Source organism: Anoxybacillus mongoliensis (assembly GCF_014201515.1).
GTDB lineage: Bacteria > Bacillota > Bacilli > Bacillales > Anoxybacillaceae > Anoxybacillus > Anoxybacillus mongoliensis.
In genome coordinates this window covers 154,943-170,853 of sequence record NZ_JACHEQ010000006.1, presented here as the reverse complement: position 1 = coordinate 170,853, position 15,911 = coordinate 154,943, and the positions used below count along the sequence as shown (strand labels likewise).

Below are 15,911 nucleotides of genomic sequence, written 5' to 3'. Positions count from 1 at the left end.
GGTTGCCCACGTGTTACTCACCCGTCCGCCGCTAACGAATCAAAAGCAAGCTTTTGATTCGTCCGCTCGACTTGCATGTATTAGGCACGCCGCCAGCGTTCGTCCTGAGCCAGGATCAAACTCTCCATAGAAAGTTCATATCTCTAGCTTTTACGCTGCTGTTTTGTTCAGTTTTCAAAGAACATCAAGCACAAGATATATCATACAAGAGCACTTTGTTATTGTCAACACTTTTTTATAAAAAAATGAAATGACATGGACAATCGCCATTGTCATTTCATTTTATAATCTCTTCAATGCACAAATCTTTTTCGTTTTTTAGTGAAATGATTTGGTTTGTATTAATTATCTTAATCATTGGACAGGACGGTGAATCTTGTTCAAAAAAGATAATTTCCCCAACTTGTTCATTCGATAATTTTACTTTTGCTCCTAAAGAAAGGTTCATCAAAAGGGAAGCCAGCGCTTGAACAACAGAAAGATCGAATTTTCCGAAACAATCTTTATGAATTTGTTCAAACACTTTAAAAGGTGATTGCTTATTGCGATAAGGACGCTCAGAAATCATCGCATGATAAACATCTGCGACCGCAACAATTTTACTATAGGGGTGAATTTTTTCTTCTTGAACACTAAGTAAATATCCGCTGCCATCATTTCGCTCATGATGTTGCAAAACAGCGAGCTTTACTCCTTCTTGTAATGCAGTAATTTTTTGAACCATTTTATAACCGTAAACGGTATGTTGGCGCATATCTTTATATTCCATTGGAGTAAGAGCCGTACTTTTGTTAAGTATTTTCGGGTCAACTTTTGACATACCACAATCGCTTAATAGCCCAGCGATGGCGACTTGCATGTAATCCCCTTTTGCATATTGTAATTTTTTCGCTAATACACCTGAAAGAAGACCGACTGTTACTGCATGATGAAATAAGTACTCTGATTTGGTAGAGTAATGATGAAAGAAGAGTAGCTCCTTTTCCGATTCCAATACTTTTTCAAACAAAGGCATAAACATTTTACGCACTTTGCCAATATCGACAGGTAAACCGGCCTGCCATCCTTGAAACATTTGTTTATATTGTTGGACAACTTCTAAATATAAGGTCAATATATCTTTGTTTTCCGTTATTTTTGGCTTCGGTACATCTTCTTGAATGACTTCACTCGGTCGAAATGTACTACCGTCAACAAGAACTGACTGTACACGTACTTGATCAACAAGAAACTTTTGCAATACAGTTAATAGTTTCGCATTTAATACCGTATTTTTTGGAACAATAACGCGATGCGATTTTCCGATAATATCTTCAGCTAAAATGCAACCTTCTTGTAATTGAGCTGTTTTTACTAACAACATGTCTTCTCCCCCCCTTTGTAAAGCATAGAGGGGAAAAACTCCCCTCTATGCTTCTTGCAGTTGTTCTTTTTCTTCTTCCTTTGGCACCTTCGCTACTGTCGCGACATACTCCTGTTCGTTTTCTTCATCTAGACGAATGAGCTTAACACCTTGTGTGTTTCGTCCCATAACGGAAATATCGCTCACTGCCATACGAATCATTACACCGCTTGCGGTCATTAACATTAAGTCTTCTTCACCTGTAACTGTTTTAACAGCAACAACATCGCCGTTTTTTTCAGTAATATTACATGTTTTAATTCCTTTTCCACCACGGCTTTGAATACGATACTCTGAAGCTGGTGTTCGTTTTCCATAACCATTTCGCGTTACAATTAAAATTTCCTCATCACCATCCAAGCTTTCCATACCGACCACTTCGTCGCCTGGACATAATGTAATTGCTTTTACACCTGCAGCTGTGCGTCCCATTGAGCGAACATCTGTCTCAGGAAAACGAATTAACATTCCTTTTTTCGTCCCCACAATCATATGTTTATGACCATCTGTCAGTTTTACGGATATTAATTCATCGCCTTCATGTAAATGAATAGCAATTAAACCATGGTTACGAATGTTAGCAAACGATGATAAAGGGGATCTTTTAGCAATTCCTTGCTTTGTTGTAAAAAATAAAAATGCATCTTCATGGAATTGTTCGATTGCAATCACCGTGTTAATTACTTCATCTTTTTCAATGTTTAATAAGTTAACTATTGGAATACCTTTTGCTGTGCGACTGAACTCTGGAATTTCATATCCTTTTGCTTTATATACTTTTCCTTTATTTGTAAAAAATAAAACGATATCATGTGTCGATGTAATGACTAAATGCTCGACAAAATCGTCCTCATTCGTATTCATACCTTGAATACCACGACCTCCACGTCGTTGGCTCCGGTACGTTGAAACAGGAAGACGTTTTATATATCCCCTATGTGTTAATGTAACAACGATATTTTCACGAGTAATTAAATCTTCATCATCGATTGTTTCTAAACCGCCATTTACTATTTCTGTGCGACGATAGTCATTGAATTTCTCTTTAATTTCAAGCAATTCGTCACGAATGATTTGTAAAACTTTTTGCTCATCAGCTAGAATGGCTTTTAAATGTGCGATGAGCTTCACTAGCTCCCCATACTCTTGTTCAATTTTTTCACGCTCTAGTCCCGTTAAACGTTGTAGACGCATATCTAAAATAGCTTGTGCTTGCTTTTCACTTAACTGAAACTTTGTCATCAATCCTTCTTTCGCTATGTCTACGGTTGCAGATTGACGAATAAGCTCAATGACCTCGTCTAGGTGATCAAGGGCAATGCGTAAACCTTCTAAAATATGTGCGCGAGCTTCTGCTTTGTTTAGCTCAAATTGAGTGCGACGACGAATAACAATTTTTTGATGGTCTAAATAATGTTGTAAACATTGTTTTAAATTTAATACTTTCGGTTGTCCATCAACAAGCGCAAGCATATTGATCCCAAAACTCGTTTGTAAAGCTGTTTGTTTGTACAAATTGTTGAGCACTACATGTGCACTTACATCTCTTCTTACTTCAATGACAATGCGCATACCGCTCCGATCAGATTCATCACGTAAATCTGTAATGCCATCGATTTTCTTTTCACGGACAAGTTCAGCAATTTTTTCAATTAACTTGGCTTTATTGACTTGGTAAGGTAATTCACGGACGATAATCATTTCTTTTCCGTTCTCTTTTTGCTCAATCTCAGCTTTCGCACGTAATGTGATCGAACCACGTCCTGTTTCATACGCTTTTCTTATCCCGCCTCTTCCAATAATTTGCGCACCTGTCGGAAAATCAGGGCCCGGCAAATATTCCATCAATTCAGCAACAGTCATGTCGGGATCTTTCATCAGTTCCAATAAAGCGTCAATGACTTCTCCAAGTTGATGCGGGGGAATATTCGTTGCCATCCCAACCGCAATCCCTGAAGATCCGTTCACAAGTAAATTCGGAAAACGGGCAGGCAAAACAATTGGCTCACGTTCTGAACCATCATAATTATCTTGGTAATCGATCGTGTCTTTGTTAATATCACGCAACAGCTCCATTGAAATTTTCGACATTCTTGCTTCTGTATAACGCATTGCTGCTGCGGCATCACCATCAATTGATCCAAAGTTTCCGTGTCCATCCACAAGCATATATCGGTAGTTAAAATCTTGTGCCATCCGCACCATCGTATCGTATACCGCTGCATCACCATGCGGATGGTACTTACCGATCACTTCACCGACAATACGTGCCGACTTTTTGTAAGGCTTGTCCGCCGTCATTCCTAAATCGTGCATTGCATATAAAATACGACGATGCACTGGCTTTAGTCCGTCACGCACATCAGGGAGCGCACGGGATACAATGACGCTCATCGCATAGTCGAGAAACGATGCACGCATTTCTTGACTAATACTCACTTCCTTTACTCTTTCAGACATACAGCAACGAACCTCCCTTACCTAACAAAATAATAAAACAAGGGGAGGGTGAACAAACACTCTCCGACATGTTTAAATATCTAGATTTTTTACATATTTCGCGTTTTCCTCGATAAACTGCCTACGCGGTTCGACTTTGTCCCCCATTAAAATTTCGAATGTTTCGTCCGCCTCCATGGCATCTTGCAAACTCACTTTTAACAATGTGCGCGTCTCAGGGTTCATCGTCGTCTCCCAAAGTTGCTCTGGATTCATCTCTCCAAGACCTTTGTAACGTTGAATAATTGGTTTTGGTTGTTCAGGTAACCGAGCTAATATTTCTTCAAGTTGTCGATCACTATATGCGTATTCAATTCGTTTTCCTTGCTGAATTTTATATAAAGGTGGCTGAGCGATATAAACATAACCTTGTTCGATTACCTCGCGCATATAGCGATAGAAAAATGTTAATAACAATGTGCGAATGTGAGCACCATCGACATCCGCGTCGGTCATAATAATGATCTTATGATAACGAGCTTTTGTAATATCAAAATCTTCTCCGATTCCCGTACCAAGAGCTGTAATAATTGCACGTACTTCATTATTGGATAAAATTTTATCTAATCTTGATTTCTCAACGTTAATAATTTTTCCACGCAACGGTAAAATAGCTTGGAAATGGCGATCGCGTCCTTGTTTTGCAGAACCGCCCGCTGAATCCCCCTCAACGACATATAGTTCACATATCGCTGGATCTTTCGATGAACAATCAGCTAATTTCCCAGGCAAACTCGATACTTCGAGGGCATTTTTTCTCCTCGTTAATTCCCGAGCTCGCTTCGCTGCTAGACGTGCCCTAGAAGCTAAAATTCCTTTTTCAACAATTTTTTTGGCAACTGCTGGGTTTTCGAGTAAAAACTTTTCAAATTGTTCAGCAAAAATAGACTCTGTCGCCGTACGGGCATCACTATTGCCAAGTTTCGTTTTCGTCTGTCCCTCAAACTGCGGTGCTGGGTGTTTTACTGATATGATGGCCGTTAGTCCTTCCCGTACATCTTCACCCGTTAAATTGGCATCTTGTTCTTTAAACATATTGTTTTTACGACCATAATCATTAATAATTCGCGTCAGAGCTGTTTTAAACCCTAGCTCGTGCGTACCACCTTCATGCGTATGAATGTTATTAGCGAATGAGTATATATTACTTGTATAACCATCGTTATATTGTAAAGCGATTTCGACTTGAATTCCTTCTTTTTCCCCTTCAATGTAAATGGGTTCCTCGTGAAGCGTTTCTTTTGTCCGATTTAAATGTTTAACGTATGAAGAAATTCCACCTTCATAGTAGTATTCGTTACGTCGCTTTTCATCACGTCGATCTTCTAAGGTAATACGAATGCCTTTGTTTAAAAAAGCAAGCTCCCGCAAGCGATGCGCAAGTGTGTCGTAATCATACTCCGTCGTTTCTGTGAAAATTTCCGGATCTGGCTTAAAATGAATCGTTGTTCCTGTCCGATCTGTCTCACCTACAACTTGCAAATCAGAACAAGGCACACCGCGCTTATATTTTTGATAGTGAATGTTTCCATCGCGATGTACATATACTTCTAGTTCTTCTGACAACGCATTAACAACAGACGCACCGACCCCATGCAAACCGCCAGATACTTTATATCCACCGCCACCAAATTTTCCGCCGGCGTGCAACACAGTCATAATTACTTCAACAGCTGGTCTCCCCATTTTTTCGTGAATACCAACAGGAATCCCCCGACCGTTATCTATTACTGTAATGCTGTTGTCTTCTTCAACAATGACGTTAATTTCCGTACAAAATCCAGCTAACGCTTCATCAATGCTGTTATCAACAATTTCCCAAACGAGATGATGCAATCCTTTCGGTCCGGTTGATCCGATATACATCCCCGGTCTTTTTCGTACTGCTTCTAACCCTTCGAGAACTTGGATTTGACTTTCATCATAAACAATTTGATCTCTTTGTTCCATCGCCACTATTGATCACCTACGCTTTCCTTTTCGAACAATACGTTCGAGGTTTATGAACAACTATCGTCTCATCATTTGTCCCGAGACAACTTCATACACATCTGCGTCTCGAACGACGCGATGTTCAATCCCATCTATACTTGTTGTTGTTACAAATGTTTGCACTTTGCCTTGTATAGCATTTAACAAATGTGTTTGACGAAAATCATCTAGCTCTGATAGAACATCATCGAGTAAAAGGATAGGATACTCGCCGATTTCCGAAAAAATTAAATCAATTTCAGCTAGTTTCAATGAAAGTGCCGTCGTTCGTTGTTGACCTTGGGAACCGAACGTCTGTACATCTTTTCCGTTAATCGTAAACGATAAATCATCTCGATGCGGACCGATGAGCGTTGTACCTCGTTCGATTTCTTTAGTTTTTATTTGTGTAAACTTATCGTTATACACTTCTACTATTCTCGACCATTGTTGTTTGTCTAATACATCAACCGAAGGACAATAATGAATGGCCAATTGTTCATGACCTCGACTAATTTCGGCATGAATCGGTTTCGCCCATGTTTGTAATAATTCGATAAACTCATATCTTTTGAGTGTGATTTTTACTGCGAGTTCCACAAGTTGTTCTGTGAGCACATCAAGAAACTTTTCGTCTGTCTGTTTTTTTGACTGGAGTAGTTTCAAATATTGATTTCTTTGTTGCAACACTTTTTGATATTGACCAAGTTCATGCATATAAACAGGAGATACTTGACCGATTTCCATATCGATAAAACGTCTTCGAATTTGTGGGCTTCCTTTTACAAGGTTTAAATCTTCTGGGGCAAACATGACAACGTTCATATGCCCGACGTAACTGCTTAATTTTGCCTGCTCGATATAATTTAGTTTTGCTTTTTTCCCTTTTTTCGACACGGTTAACTGTAAAAAAATTGGGCCGTTTTTCTTTCCTACTTTACCTTCTATTTTAGCATAATCTTTGTCCCAACGAATTAAATCTTTATCATTCGTCGTTCGATGTGATTTTGCCATCGACAAGACATAAATTGATTCCATGATGTTCGTCTTACCTTGAGCGTTTTCCCCTAAAATGACATTTACTTTGTTTTGAAATTGCCAACAACCTTGTTCATAATTGCGGTAATTTTTTAAAGTTAACTGTTCTAAAAACAAAGGTGCCTCCCACCTTTACGAACAAATCGTAAATGTACCGATTGTTTGAATGTCGACAACGTCTCCTGCTCTTAGTTTGCGACCGCGACGTTGTTCTCGTTCCCCGTTAACAAGTACATCGTTTGTTTGTAAAAACCATTTCGCCATTCCGCCTGTTGAAATGACGTTCGCTAGTTTTAAAAATTGTCCAAGTGTAATGGTTTCTGTTGAAATTTTTATTTCTTTCATTTCTCATCCGCTCACTTTCTTATAAAAAGTGTCCATTCTTTTATTGTACTAAAAAAGAAGGGTGAAGAAAAGGAAAGCTGCTAGGTGATCTAGCAGCTTTTAGTATGTGCGCACAGGTAAAATTAATTGGAGCATGGAATCGTCATGAAGTGGTCGAATTAAAAATGGGCGCATTGCACCAGTAAAACTAATTTTAATTTCTGCTCCTTCTAACGCCTTTAATGCATCCATCATATATTTTGCACTGAAAGAAATTTTTAATTCTTCTCCGTCTACTTGTTCACACTGTACTTCCTCTACAACTTTTCCGATCTCAGGTGAGTTTGAAGAAATCTCAACGACTTTGTCAGACAGCGTGGATAAACGAACAACGTTATTTCTTCCTTCACGTGCTAGTAATGACGCACGGTCGATTGCTTGTAGAAACTCCTTCGTTTTTACGATCATATCTGTTTGGCTATCTGTTGGAATAAGTCGAGATGTATCTGGATAGTTCCCATCTAACAAACGTGAGAAAAACAACAAATGTTTTGTCTTAAATAATACTTGATTTTCTGTTACAACGATGTGAACAGGCTCATTGGATTCTTCGAGAATTTTATTTAGCTCGTTTAAGCTCTTTCCTGGAATGACGATATTGTAGTATGCTTCTGATTCTGTTTCTACTTTTGCTTTTCTCATAGCCAGTCGGTGGCTATCTGTTGCAATGCACGTAAGCTCACTACTTTCAATTCGCCAGTTTACACCTGTCAAGATTGGACGTGTTTCTGAGGTGGACACTGCAAATACGGTTTGGCGAATCACATGTTTTAACAAATCCGCTGGTATTTGAAACATATTTTCCTCTTGAATTTGTGGTAAACGTGGATATTCTTCCGGATCCAATCCGTTTAAGTGAAATTCCGTTTTTCCAGAGCGAATTGTTGTGACAAATTGATCCTTTACTTCGATTTCTACGGTTTCTCTTGGTAACTTACGAACAATTTCACTAAAAAATCGTGCTTGTAGAACCACACTTCCTTGTTTAATGACGTCAACAATAACGCGATCATTTTCCTCTGCTGGAATAAACGATTCAATCGAAATATCTGAATCACTTCCTGTCAATGTAACACCTTGCTCAGAAGCAACGATTTTAATTCCAGTCAAAATAGGAATTGTCGTGCGAGATGATACAGCCTTCATTACATCTTGTACACTTCTCACTAAGTGATCGCGATCGATAATAACTTTCACAAAGAAAACCTCCCTAATTTATTTATTATATTTTTTTAAAAAACTATTAATCATAGTACTAGGCGCTGTGATTATGTGGATAAGTGAATAAAACAAAGGAAGCACAGACTATCCACATGTGGACAGTCTGTGCACAAACACCAAACAGTTATTCACATTATTTCAGCTTCTCCATAATTTCTTTCAATTGTTTCTGTAGTTGAACGTCAGTTTGAATGAGAGCTGAAATTTTTTCATGAGCATGGATGACTGTTGTATGGTCACGCCCTCCAAATTCTTCCCCAATCTTAGGGAGCGAACAGTCGGTTAACTCTCGTGAAAGATACATAGCAATTTGGCGCGGAAAAGCAACGGATTTCGTTCGTTTTTTTGCTTTAAAATCCTCAAGTTTCACGTTAAAATGCTCCCCGACAACACGTTGAATGTCTTGAATCGTAATTACTTTTGGTTTGGAACTTGGAATAATATCTTTTAGTGCCTCTGCTGCCAAATCTGCGTTAATTTCTTTGTTAATTAAAGAAGAGTAAGCAACGACACGAATGAGCGCCCCTTCTAATTCTCGAATATTCGAATCAATTTGATTAGCAATATACAACATCACTTCGTTTGGTATATCGAACCCTTCGGCTTTTGCTTTTTTACGCAAAATGGCAATTCTCGTTTCTAAGTCAGGAGGAGTGATGTCTGTAATTAAGCCCCATTCAAAGCGAGAACGCAGGCGGTCTTCTAACGTCGGGATTTCTTTTGGAGGTCGGTCACTCGATATGACAATTTGCTTACTTTCTTCGTGTAGTGTATTAAACGTATGGAAAAACTCTTCTTGTGTTTGTTCTTTTCCAGCTAAAAATTGAATATCATCTATTAACAGCACGTCCACATTGCGATATTTGTTACGAAAATCATCTGGACGGTTATCGCGAATGGCATTAATAAATTCATTTGTAAACTTTTCCGAAGATAAATAGACGACTTTTGCTGATGGGTTATGTTCAAGAACGTAATGACCGATTGCATGCATGAGGTGCGTCTTGCCTAGGCCTACACCACCGTAAATGAAAAGGGGGTTGTATGCTTTGGCCGGTGCTTCTGCCACCGCTAAAGATGCAGCATGAGCGAAGCGATTTCCAGATCCGATGACAAAAGTGTCAAACGTGTATTTTGGATTCAGCATACTTTGTGGAAATTCTGCTTGTTCGTCATCATGCTTCCGCGGTTTACTTGTTGGTTTTAGATCGAATTCTTCCAATGTTTGATGATTAGGAATTGTGCATTTAATTTTTAACTCTTCTCCGGTAATGTCGTAAAGTGTCTGTTCAATCAGCCGGGTGTAACGTGATTCGAGCCAGTCTTTTGTAAATTCATTTGGGACGGTAATAATGAGTATGTCGCCTTTTAATGAATGCGCAGTCGTTGATTTTAACCATGTTTCAAAGCTCGGTTTGCTGATTTTTTTCTCAATTTCGGCTAATGCTTTATTCCATAAGTCCGAAATATTTTCCACGCCGCTCTCCCTCCTTCTCCGCGCGGGTGTTTAACTTTTGTATAACCGTGTTTGTCTATAAAAAAATTTTTTTCGACAGTTTTCAACGATTGTGGACAAATATTTACACACTATGTGGACGAAACTGTCCACACGTTATCCACATTTTGTGGATAATACAAAAAACTTATATAATTATCCAGAGTAAAAACAACAATATAATAGCAGATAAATACTTATGTTGCAATGGTTTTAAAATATTATCCACAAAACGAAAAAGCTGTGAAAAAATTTTATCCACAAGGTTATAAGATGTGAAAAACTTGTCGATAAATGTTGTGGATACAGAAAAAGCGACAAAAAATTTATCCACATTCATAATCACAGTATAGTAAAAAAAAGATACTCCTGGAGTAGTTGACATTTCTCTAAATTTCTCACTATAATTAGAAAGACTGTCTTTTAACAGTTATTCCTCAGGGAGGTGTCATATATGAAAAGAACGTATCAACCAAACAAACGGAAGCGTAGCAAAGTACACGGTTTCCGTGCGCGTATGAGCACAAAAAACGGAAGAAAAGTTCTTGCTCGTCGCCGTCGTAAAGGAAGAAAAGTATTATCTGCATAGGCCACTGAACGATCAGTGGTCTTTTTTCTAACGGGAGTTACGATCGAGGTGTGATGAGAGCGCATGAAAAAAAAATATCGCATAAAAAAAAATGACGAATTTCAAGAAGTATTCAAACGAGGAACATCGGTGGCGAATCGGCAGTTTGTCTTATATGTTCTCGATAAACCAGAGCAAGCGTATTTTCGCATCGGGTTATCCGTTAGCAAAAAAATAGGGAAAGCGGTTGTCCGCAATCGTGTAAAACGGTATATTCGCCAAGTGTTTCACGAAGAGCTGGGTCGGATTGACGCAGGGAAAGATTATGTTATTATTGCGCGAGTGCCGGTAGCTACGATGGGATATGAAGAGGCGAAAAAAAGTTTATTGCACGTGTTAAGACGAGCAAACGTTTTTCATTAAATGTTTGATCGACCGATATGTTAAAATACTTCATGGAATGTATAAAGTAAGGGGGAAAAACGAGTGAAAAAAAGGCAGATTGCATGGCTGTTTTTACTTCTTGCTGTTTTGTTAGCAGGATGTTCAGAAATTAACCAACCAATTACTGCAGAAAGTAAAGGTTTTTGGAACGAGTATATTGTCTACCCACTATCTTGGTTAATTACATATACGTCTGAGTTATTTGGTTCCAATTACGGTTTAGGGATTATCATCGTAACCATTTTGATTCGTTTAGCTATTTTGCCGCTCATGGTTCAACAAACGAGAAATTCGAAAGCGATGCAAGCGCTACAACCAGAACTACAAAAACTTCGTGAAAAATATAGTTCAAAAGATGCACAAACGCAACAAAAACTTCAACAAGAAACGATGTTGCTTTTTCAAAAACACGGTGTCAATCCGTTAGCTGGGTGTTTGCCATTACTTATTCAAATGCCAATTTTAATTGGATTTTACCATGCTATTATGCGTACAGAAGAAATTGCGCGCCATAATTTTTTATGGTTTGACTTAGGTGAAAAAGATCCGTTTTTTATCTTGCCACTTGTGGCCGGAGTCACAACATTTATTCAACAAAAGATGATGATGGCCGGCACAGAGCAACAAAATCCACAAATGGCGATGATGCTTTGGTTAATGCCAATTATGGTCGTCGTCTTTGCGATCAACTTCCCAGCAGCGCTTTCGCTTTATTGGGTTGTTGGAAACTTATTTATGATTGTACAAACGTATTTCATTAAAGGGCCAGACTTAAAAGCGACGAAAGAGGCTGGGGGAACAGGAAAGTGAAACGAATCACGATGAGGGGCCAAACGGTAGAAGAGGCAGTGGAAAAAGCGTTAGCGCGATTACATGTGTCGAAAGAAGCGGTCGATATTGTTGTTGTGCAACAAGAAAAAAAGCCGTTTCTTGGCTTGTTCGGTGGACAAGAAGCAATCGTTGAAGTGACGATCAGTCATCCATTTCATTGTGTCGAATCGTTTTTAAAACATGTTATCGAACAAATGAATGTCCGTGTCCAGCTCGCGTGTCAAGTGGAAGGGGAACGTTTAGTCGTTTTCCTTTCAGGTCGTGATGTTGCGCGAGTAATTGGAAAGCACGGTCAAACGCTGAATTCTTTACAATTATTGGCACAAGGAGTTTTAAATCGTTATACGGATCGTCCGCTTCGAGTTGTTATTGATGCGGAAGGATATCGAAAACGAAGAGAAGAAACACTTGTTCGTTTAGCGAAAAATATGGCGAAAAAAGCGATACAAATGGGAAAAGATATTTCGTTAGAACCGATGAGTGCATGGGAGCGGAAAGTCATTCATACGGCGTTAAGCGATGACGACAGAATACAAACGTTTTCAGCTGGGACAGAACCGCATCGCCATGTCGTTATTTCATTAAAAAGGTAAACATTCTCTAGGGGAAGTCGTTCCTAGAGAATTTTTTTTGTAAATTCAAACGTAGTGTGTATGTTGTTATTCACATGTGGATAAGTTAAAATTTATTTGATTAGCATTGTGAATAAAACATGCATGATATAGATGTGGATAATTTCGTTTATGAAAGAAGGTGAATCGCGTGGAGTTCGATACAATTGCAGCGATCTCAACTCCGATGGGTGAAGGAGCGATTGCGATCGTCCGTTTAAGCGGGGATGAAGCGATAAAGATTGTCGATCAACTATTTGTTGGTGTCGGAGGGAAACAGCTAAAAGACGTACCTTCTCACACCATTCATTATGGACACATAGTGCATCCGGAGACGAAAGAAACGATTGAAGAAGTGATGGTTACGGTGATGAAGGCCCCAAAGACGTTCACGCGTGAAGATGTTGTTGAAATTAATTGTCATGGAGGGCTCGTTTCCGTCAACCGCGTTCTTCAGCTTGTGCTTGCATCCGGAGCTCGTCTAGCAGAGCCTGGGGAATTTACAAAGAGAGCTTTTTTAAACGGTCGTATTGATTTATCTCAAGCGGAAGCAGTAATGGATCTCATTCGCGCCAAAACAGATCGTGCGATGGCTATCGCGTTAAACCAAATGGAAGGGCGTTTATCAAAGCTTATTCGTCGCTTGCGCCAAACGATTTTAGAAACATTGGCACATGTTGAAGTAAATATTGACTATCCAGAATATGATGACGTCGAAGAAATGACGCATCGACTTTTGCTTGAGAAGGCAACGGAAGTAAAAAATGAAATTGAACGGTTATTGCAAACCGCACAACAAGGAAAGGTGTTACGGGACGGGTTAGCGACAGTCATTGTCGGTCGTCCGAATGTTGGAAAATCATCGCTATTAAACAGTCTAGCCCATGAAAATCGCGCCATTGTCACCGATATTCCGGGTACAACGCGCGATGTCATTGAGGAATATGTCAATGTTCGCGGTATACCGCTCCGTTTGCTCGATACAGCGGGCATTCGTGAAACAGAAGACATTGTTGAACGTATTGGAGTCGAGCGATCACGGAAAGTGTTAAAAGAGGCCGATTTAATTTTACTCGTACTTAACTACAATGAACCGTTAACGCTAGAAGATGAACAGCTGTTTGAAGCGGTAAAAGGGATGGATGTCATCGTCATCGTCAATAAAACCGACTTGCCTAAGCGAATCGATATGGATCGAGTGAAGCAACTATCGCAAGGATCACCAGTGATTACGACATCGCTTTTAGAAGAAAGAGGAATCGACCAACTCGAAGAGGCGATCGCTTCATTGTTTTTTAGTGGAGATGTAGAGGCACGCGATTTAACATATGTATCAAACTCACGCCACATTGCATTATTAACACAAGCGAAAAAAGCAATAGAAGAAGCCATTTACGGCATCGAAGCAGGTATGCCGATCGACATCGTGCAAATTGATTTAACGAGGGCGTGGGAATTGTTAGGTGAAATCGTTGGAGATACGGTACACGAAAGTTTGATTGATCAATTGTTTGCACAATTTTGTTTAGGGAAATAAGGAGGGTACTTATGCATTACGAGGCAGGATCTTATGATGTCATCGTCGTCGGTGCTGGTCATGCTGGATGCGAAGCGGCGCTTGCTGCTGCGCGCATGGGGGCAAGTACGCTAGTGATTACACTCAATCTCGATATGATTGCTTTTATGCCATGTAATCCATCTATCGGCGGACCTGCAAAAGGGATTGTCGTTCGGGAAATTGACGCGTTAGGCGGAGAAATGGGGAAAAACATTGACAAAACCCATATTCAAATGCGCATGTTGAATACAGGAAAAGGACCTGCGGTGCGAGCATTGCGTGCACAAGCAGATAAATTTTTATATCAACAAGAAATGAAAAAAACGTTAGAAAACCAAGAGAATTTAACATTATTACAAGGAAAAGTAGAAAAATTGATCGTAGAACAAGGCGTGTGTAAAGGTGTCATTACGCATACGGGTGCCCATTATTACGCAAAAGCTGTCGTTATTACGACAGGAACGTTTTTACGCGGTGAAATCATTATTGGAGATATTAAATATTCAAGCGGTCCAAACAATCAACAGCCGTCGATTAAGCTTTCAGAGCATCTAGAGGAGCTCGGATTTGAACTTGTTCGTTTTAAAACAGGAACGCCACCGCGCGTAAATAGTCATACGATTGATTACAGCAAAACAGAAATTCAGCCGGGAGATGACGTGCCACGGGCGTTCTCGTATGAAACGAAGGAATATATTACCGACCAACTTCCTTGTTGGCTCACTTATACGACAGAGGAAACGCATCGAATCATCGATGAAAATTTACATTTGTCACCGATGTATTCGGGGATGATTAAAGGGACAGGTCCGCGTTATTGCCCATCAATTGAAGATAAAATCGTTCGCTTCCACGATAAACCACGTCATCAAATTTTCCTTGAACCAGAAGGAAGACATACGCAAGAAGTGTATGTACAAGGTTTATCGACAAGCTTGCCGGAGCATATTCAACGCCAAATGTTAGCGACAATACCAGGATTAGAAAAAGCACAACTCATGCGTGCTGGTTATGCGATTGAGTATGACGCCATCGTTCCAACCCAACTATGGCCAACGTTAGAAACAAAAGTCGTTCAACGTTTATACACAGCAGGACAAATTAATGGAACGTCTGGATATGAAGAGGCAGCGGGCCAAGGGCTCATTGCCGGCATTAATGCAGCATGTAAAGCGCTCGGAAAAGAGGAGTTAATTTTAAGTCGTTCTGAAGCATATATTGGCGTTTTAATTGACGACCTTGTGACAAAAGGGACGAACGAGCCATACCGCTTGTTAACATCGCGTGCAGAATATCGTCTTTTATTACGTCACGACAATGCTGATTTACGATTGACGGAAATTGGATATAAAATCGGCTTAATTTCACAAGAGCGATATGAAAAGTTTGTGGCAAAAAAAGAAGCGATCGAAGCGGAAAAGAAACGTTTAAAGTCTTACATCATTAAGCCGACGCCACAAGTACAGCAACTGATTCGAAATGTTGGAGGAAGTGAATTAAAAGACGGCATTCGAGCAGCTGACTTGTTAAAGCGTCCGGAAATGACATATGAACATATTCAAATGATTGCACCAGCGGAACAACCGATTGATCCTGAAGTGGCAGAACAAGTAGAAATTCAAATTAAATACGAAGGATACATTGAAAAATCGCTACAACAAGTTGAAAAATTAAAGAAAATGGAAAATAAAAAAATTCCAGAAGACATTGATTACGATGCGATTACAGGATTGGCGACAGAGGCGCGACAAAAGCTAAAGCAAGTTCGTCCGCTTTCAATTGCACAAGCCTCACGCATTTCGGGAGTCAATCCGGCCGATATTTCGATTTTATTAGTTTATTTAGAGCAGGGAAAAATCGCACGTGTGTCAAATGAATAAAGAGGGATG

General features: G+C 39.6%; 13 protein-coding genes and 1 rRNA gene. 6 read left to right on the top strand and 8 right to left on the bottom strand.

What is annotated here, in order from left to right; genetic code table 11:
- The 8 genes from HNR43_RS07620 to dnaA form a co-directional block, all read right to left on the bottom strand.
- Positions 1-131: ribosomal RNA gene (locus HNR43_RS07620) — 16S ribosomal RNA — on the bottom strand; the annotation flags it as partial.
- A gap of 146 nt (positions 132-277) precedes the next feature.
- Positions 278-1,363 (bottom strand): HD-GYP domain-containing protein, encoded by a 1,086-nt coding sequence (locus tag HNR43_RS07615; RefSeq protein ID WP_183242688.1) that lies wholly within the window; start codon positions 1,361-1,363, stop codon positions 278-280.
- Positions 1,364-1,408: 45 nt separating this feature from the next.
- A complete protein-coding gene (gene gyrA / locus HNR43_RS07610; RefSeq protein ID WP_183242686.1) occupies positions 1,409-3,862 on the bottom strand; it encodes a DNA gyrase subunit A in 2,454 nt (817 codons plus the stop codon).
- A 72-nt stretch (positions 3,863-3,934) separates the two neighbouring features.
- A complete protein-coding gene (gene gyrB / locus HNR43_RS07605; RefSeq protein ID WP_183242702.1) occupies positions 3,935-5,851 on the bottom strand; it encodes a DNA topoisomerase (ATP-hydrolyzing) subunit B in 1,917 nt (638 codons plus the stop codon).
- Positions 5,852-5,911: 60 nt separating this feature from the next.
- A complete protein-coding gene (recF, locus tag HNR43_RS07600; protein WP_183242684.1) occupies positions 5,912-7,027 on the bottom strand; it encodes a DNA replication/repair protein RecF in 1,116 nt (371 codons plus the stop codon).
- Positions 7,028-7,042: 15 nt separating this feature from the next.
- Positions 7,043-7,255: a S4 domain-containing protein YaaA gene (gene yaaA / locus HNR43_RS07595; RefSeq protein ID WP_183242681.1), complete on the bottom strand. Its 213-nt coding sequence runs from the start codon at positions 7,253-7,255 to the stop codon at positions 7,043-7,045.
- 99 nt (positions 7,256-7,354) lie between these two features.
- Entirely contained in the window at positions 7,355-8,491 is a 1,137-nt protein-coding gene (gene dnaN, locus HNR43_RS07590; protein WP_183242679.1) for a DNA polymerase III subunit beta, read from the bottom strand.
- A 157-nt stretch (positions 8,492-8,648) separates the two neighbouring features.
- Complete coding sequence (gene dnaA / locus HNR43_RS07585; protein WP_183242677.1) at positions 8,649-9,992, bottom strand: chromosomal replication initiator protein DnaA; 1,344 nt, start codon at positions 9,990-9,992, stop codon at positions 8,649-8,651.
- A gap of 472 nt (positions 9,993-10,464) precedes the next feature.
- Here dnaA and rpmH point away from each other — a divergent pair, with 472 nt between their 5' ends.
- The 6 genes from rpmH to mnmG all read left to right on the top strand — a co-directional run bounded on the left by rpmH (position 10,465) and on the right by mnmG (position 15,902).
- A complete protein-coding gene (gene rpmH / locus HNR43_RS07580; protein WP_003397591.1) occupies positions 10,465-10,599 on the top strand; it encodes a 50S ribosomal protein L34 in 135 nt (44 codons plus the stop codon).
- 63 nt (positions 10,600-10,662) lie between these two features.
- Positions 10,663-11,001: a ribonuclease P protein component gene (gene rnpA, locus HNR43_RS07575; protein ID WP_183242675.1), complete on the top strand. Its 339-nt coding sequence runs from the start codon at positions 10,663-10,665 to the stop codon at positions 10,999-11,001.
- Between the two features lie 63 nt (positions 11,002-11,064).
- Complete coding sequence (gene spoIIIJ / locus HNR43_RS07570; RefSeq protein WP_055440876.1) at positions 11,065-11,832, top strand: YidC family membrane integrase SpoIIIJ; 768 nt, start codon at positions 11,065-11,067, stop codon at positions 11,830-11,832.
- Entirely contained in the window at positions 11,829-12,446 is a 618-nt protein-coding gene (jag, locus tag HNR43_RS07565; RefSeq protein WP_183242673.1) for an RNA-binding cell elongation regulator Jag/EloR, read from the top strand. Before spoIIIJ ends, jag begins: the two co-directional genes overlap by 4 nt.
- 169 nt (positions 12,447-12,615) lie before the next feature.
- Positions 12,616-14,001: a tRNA uridine-5-carboxymethylaminomethyl(34) synthesis GTPase MnmE gene (mnmE, locus tag HNR43_RS07560; RefSeq protein WP_183242671.1), complete on the top strand. Its 1,386-nt coding sequence runs from the start codon at positions 12,616-12,618 to the stop codon at positions 13,999-14,001.
- A gap of 11 nt (positions 14,002-14,012) precedes the next feature.
- Positions 14,013-15,902, top strand: coding sequence for a tRNA uridine-5-carboxymethylaminomethyl(34) synthesis enzyme MnmG (mnmG, locus tag HNR43_RS07555; RefSeq protein ID WP_183242669.1), 1,890 nt, complete (start codon positions 14,013-14,015; stop codon positions 15,900-15,902).
- Positions 15,903-15,911: the final 9 nt, after the last annotated feature.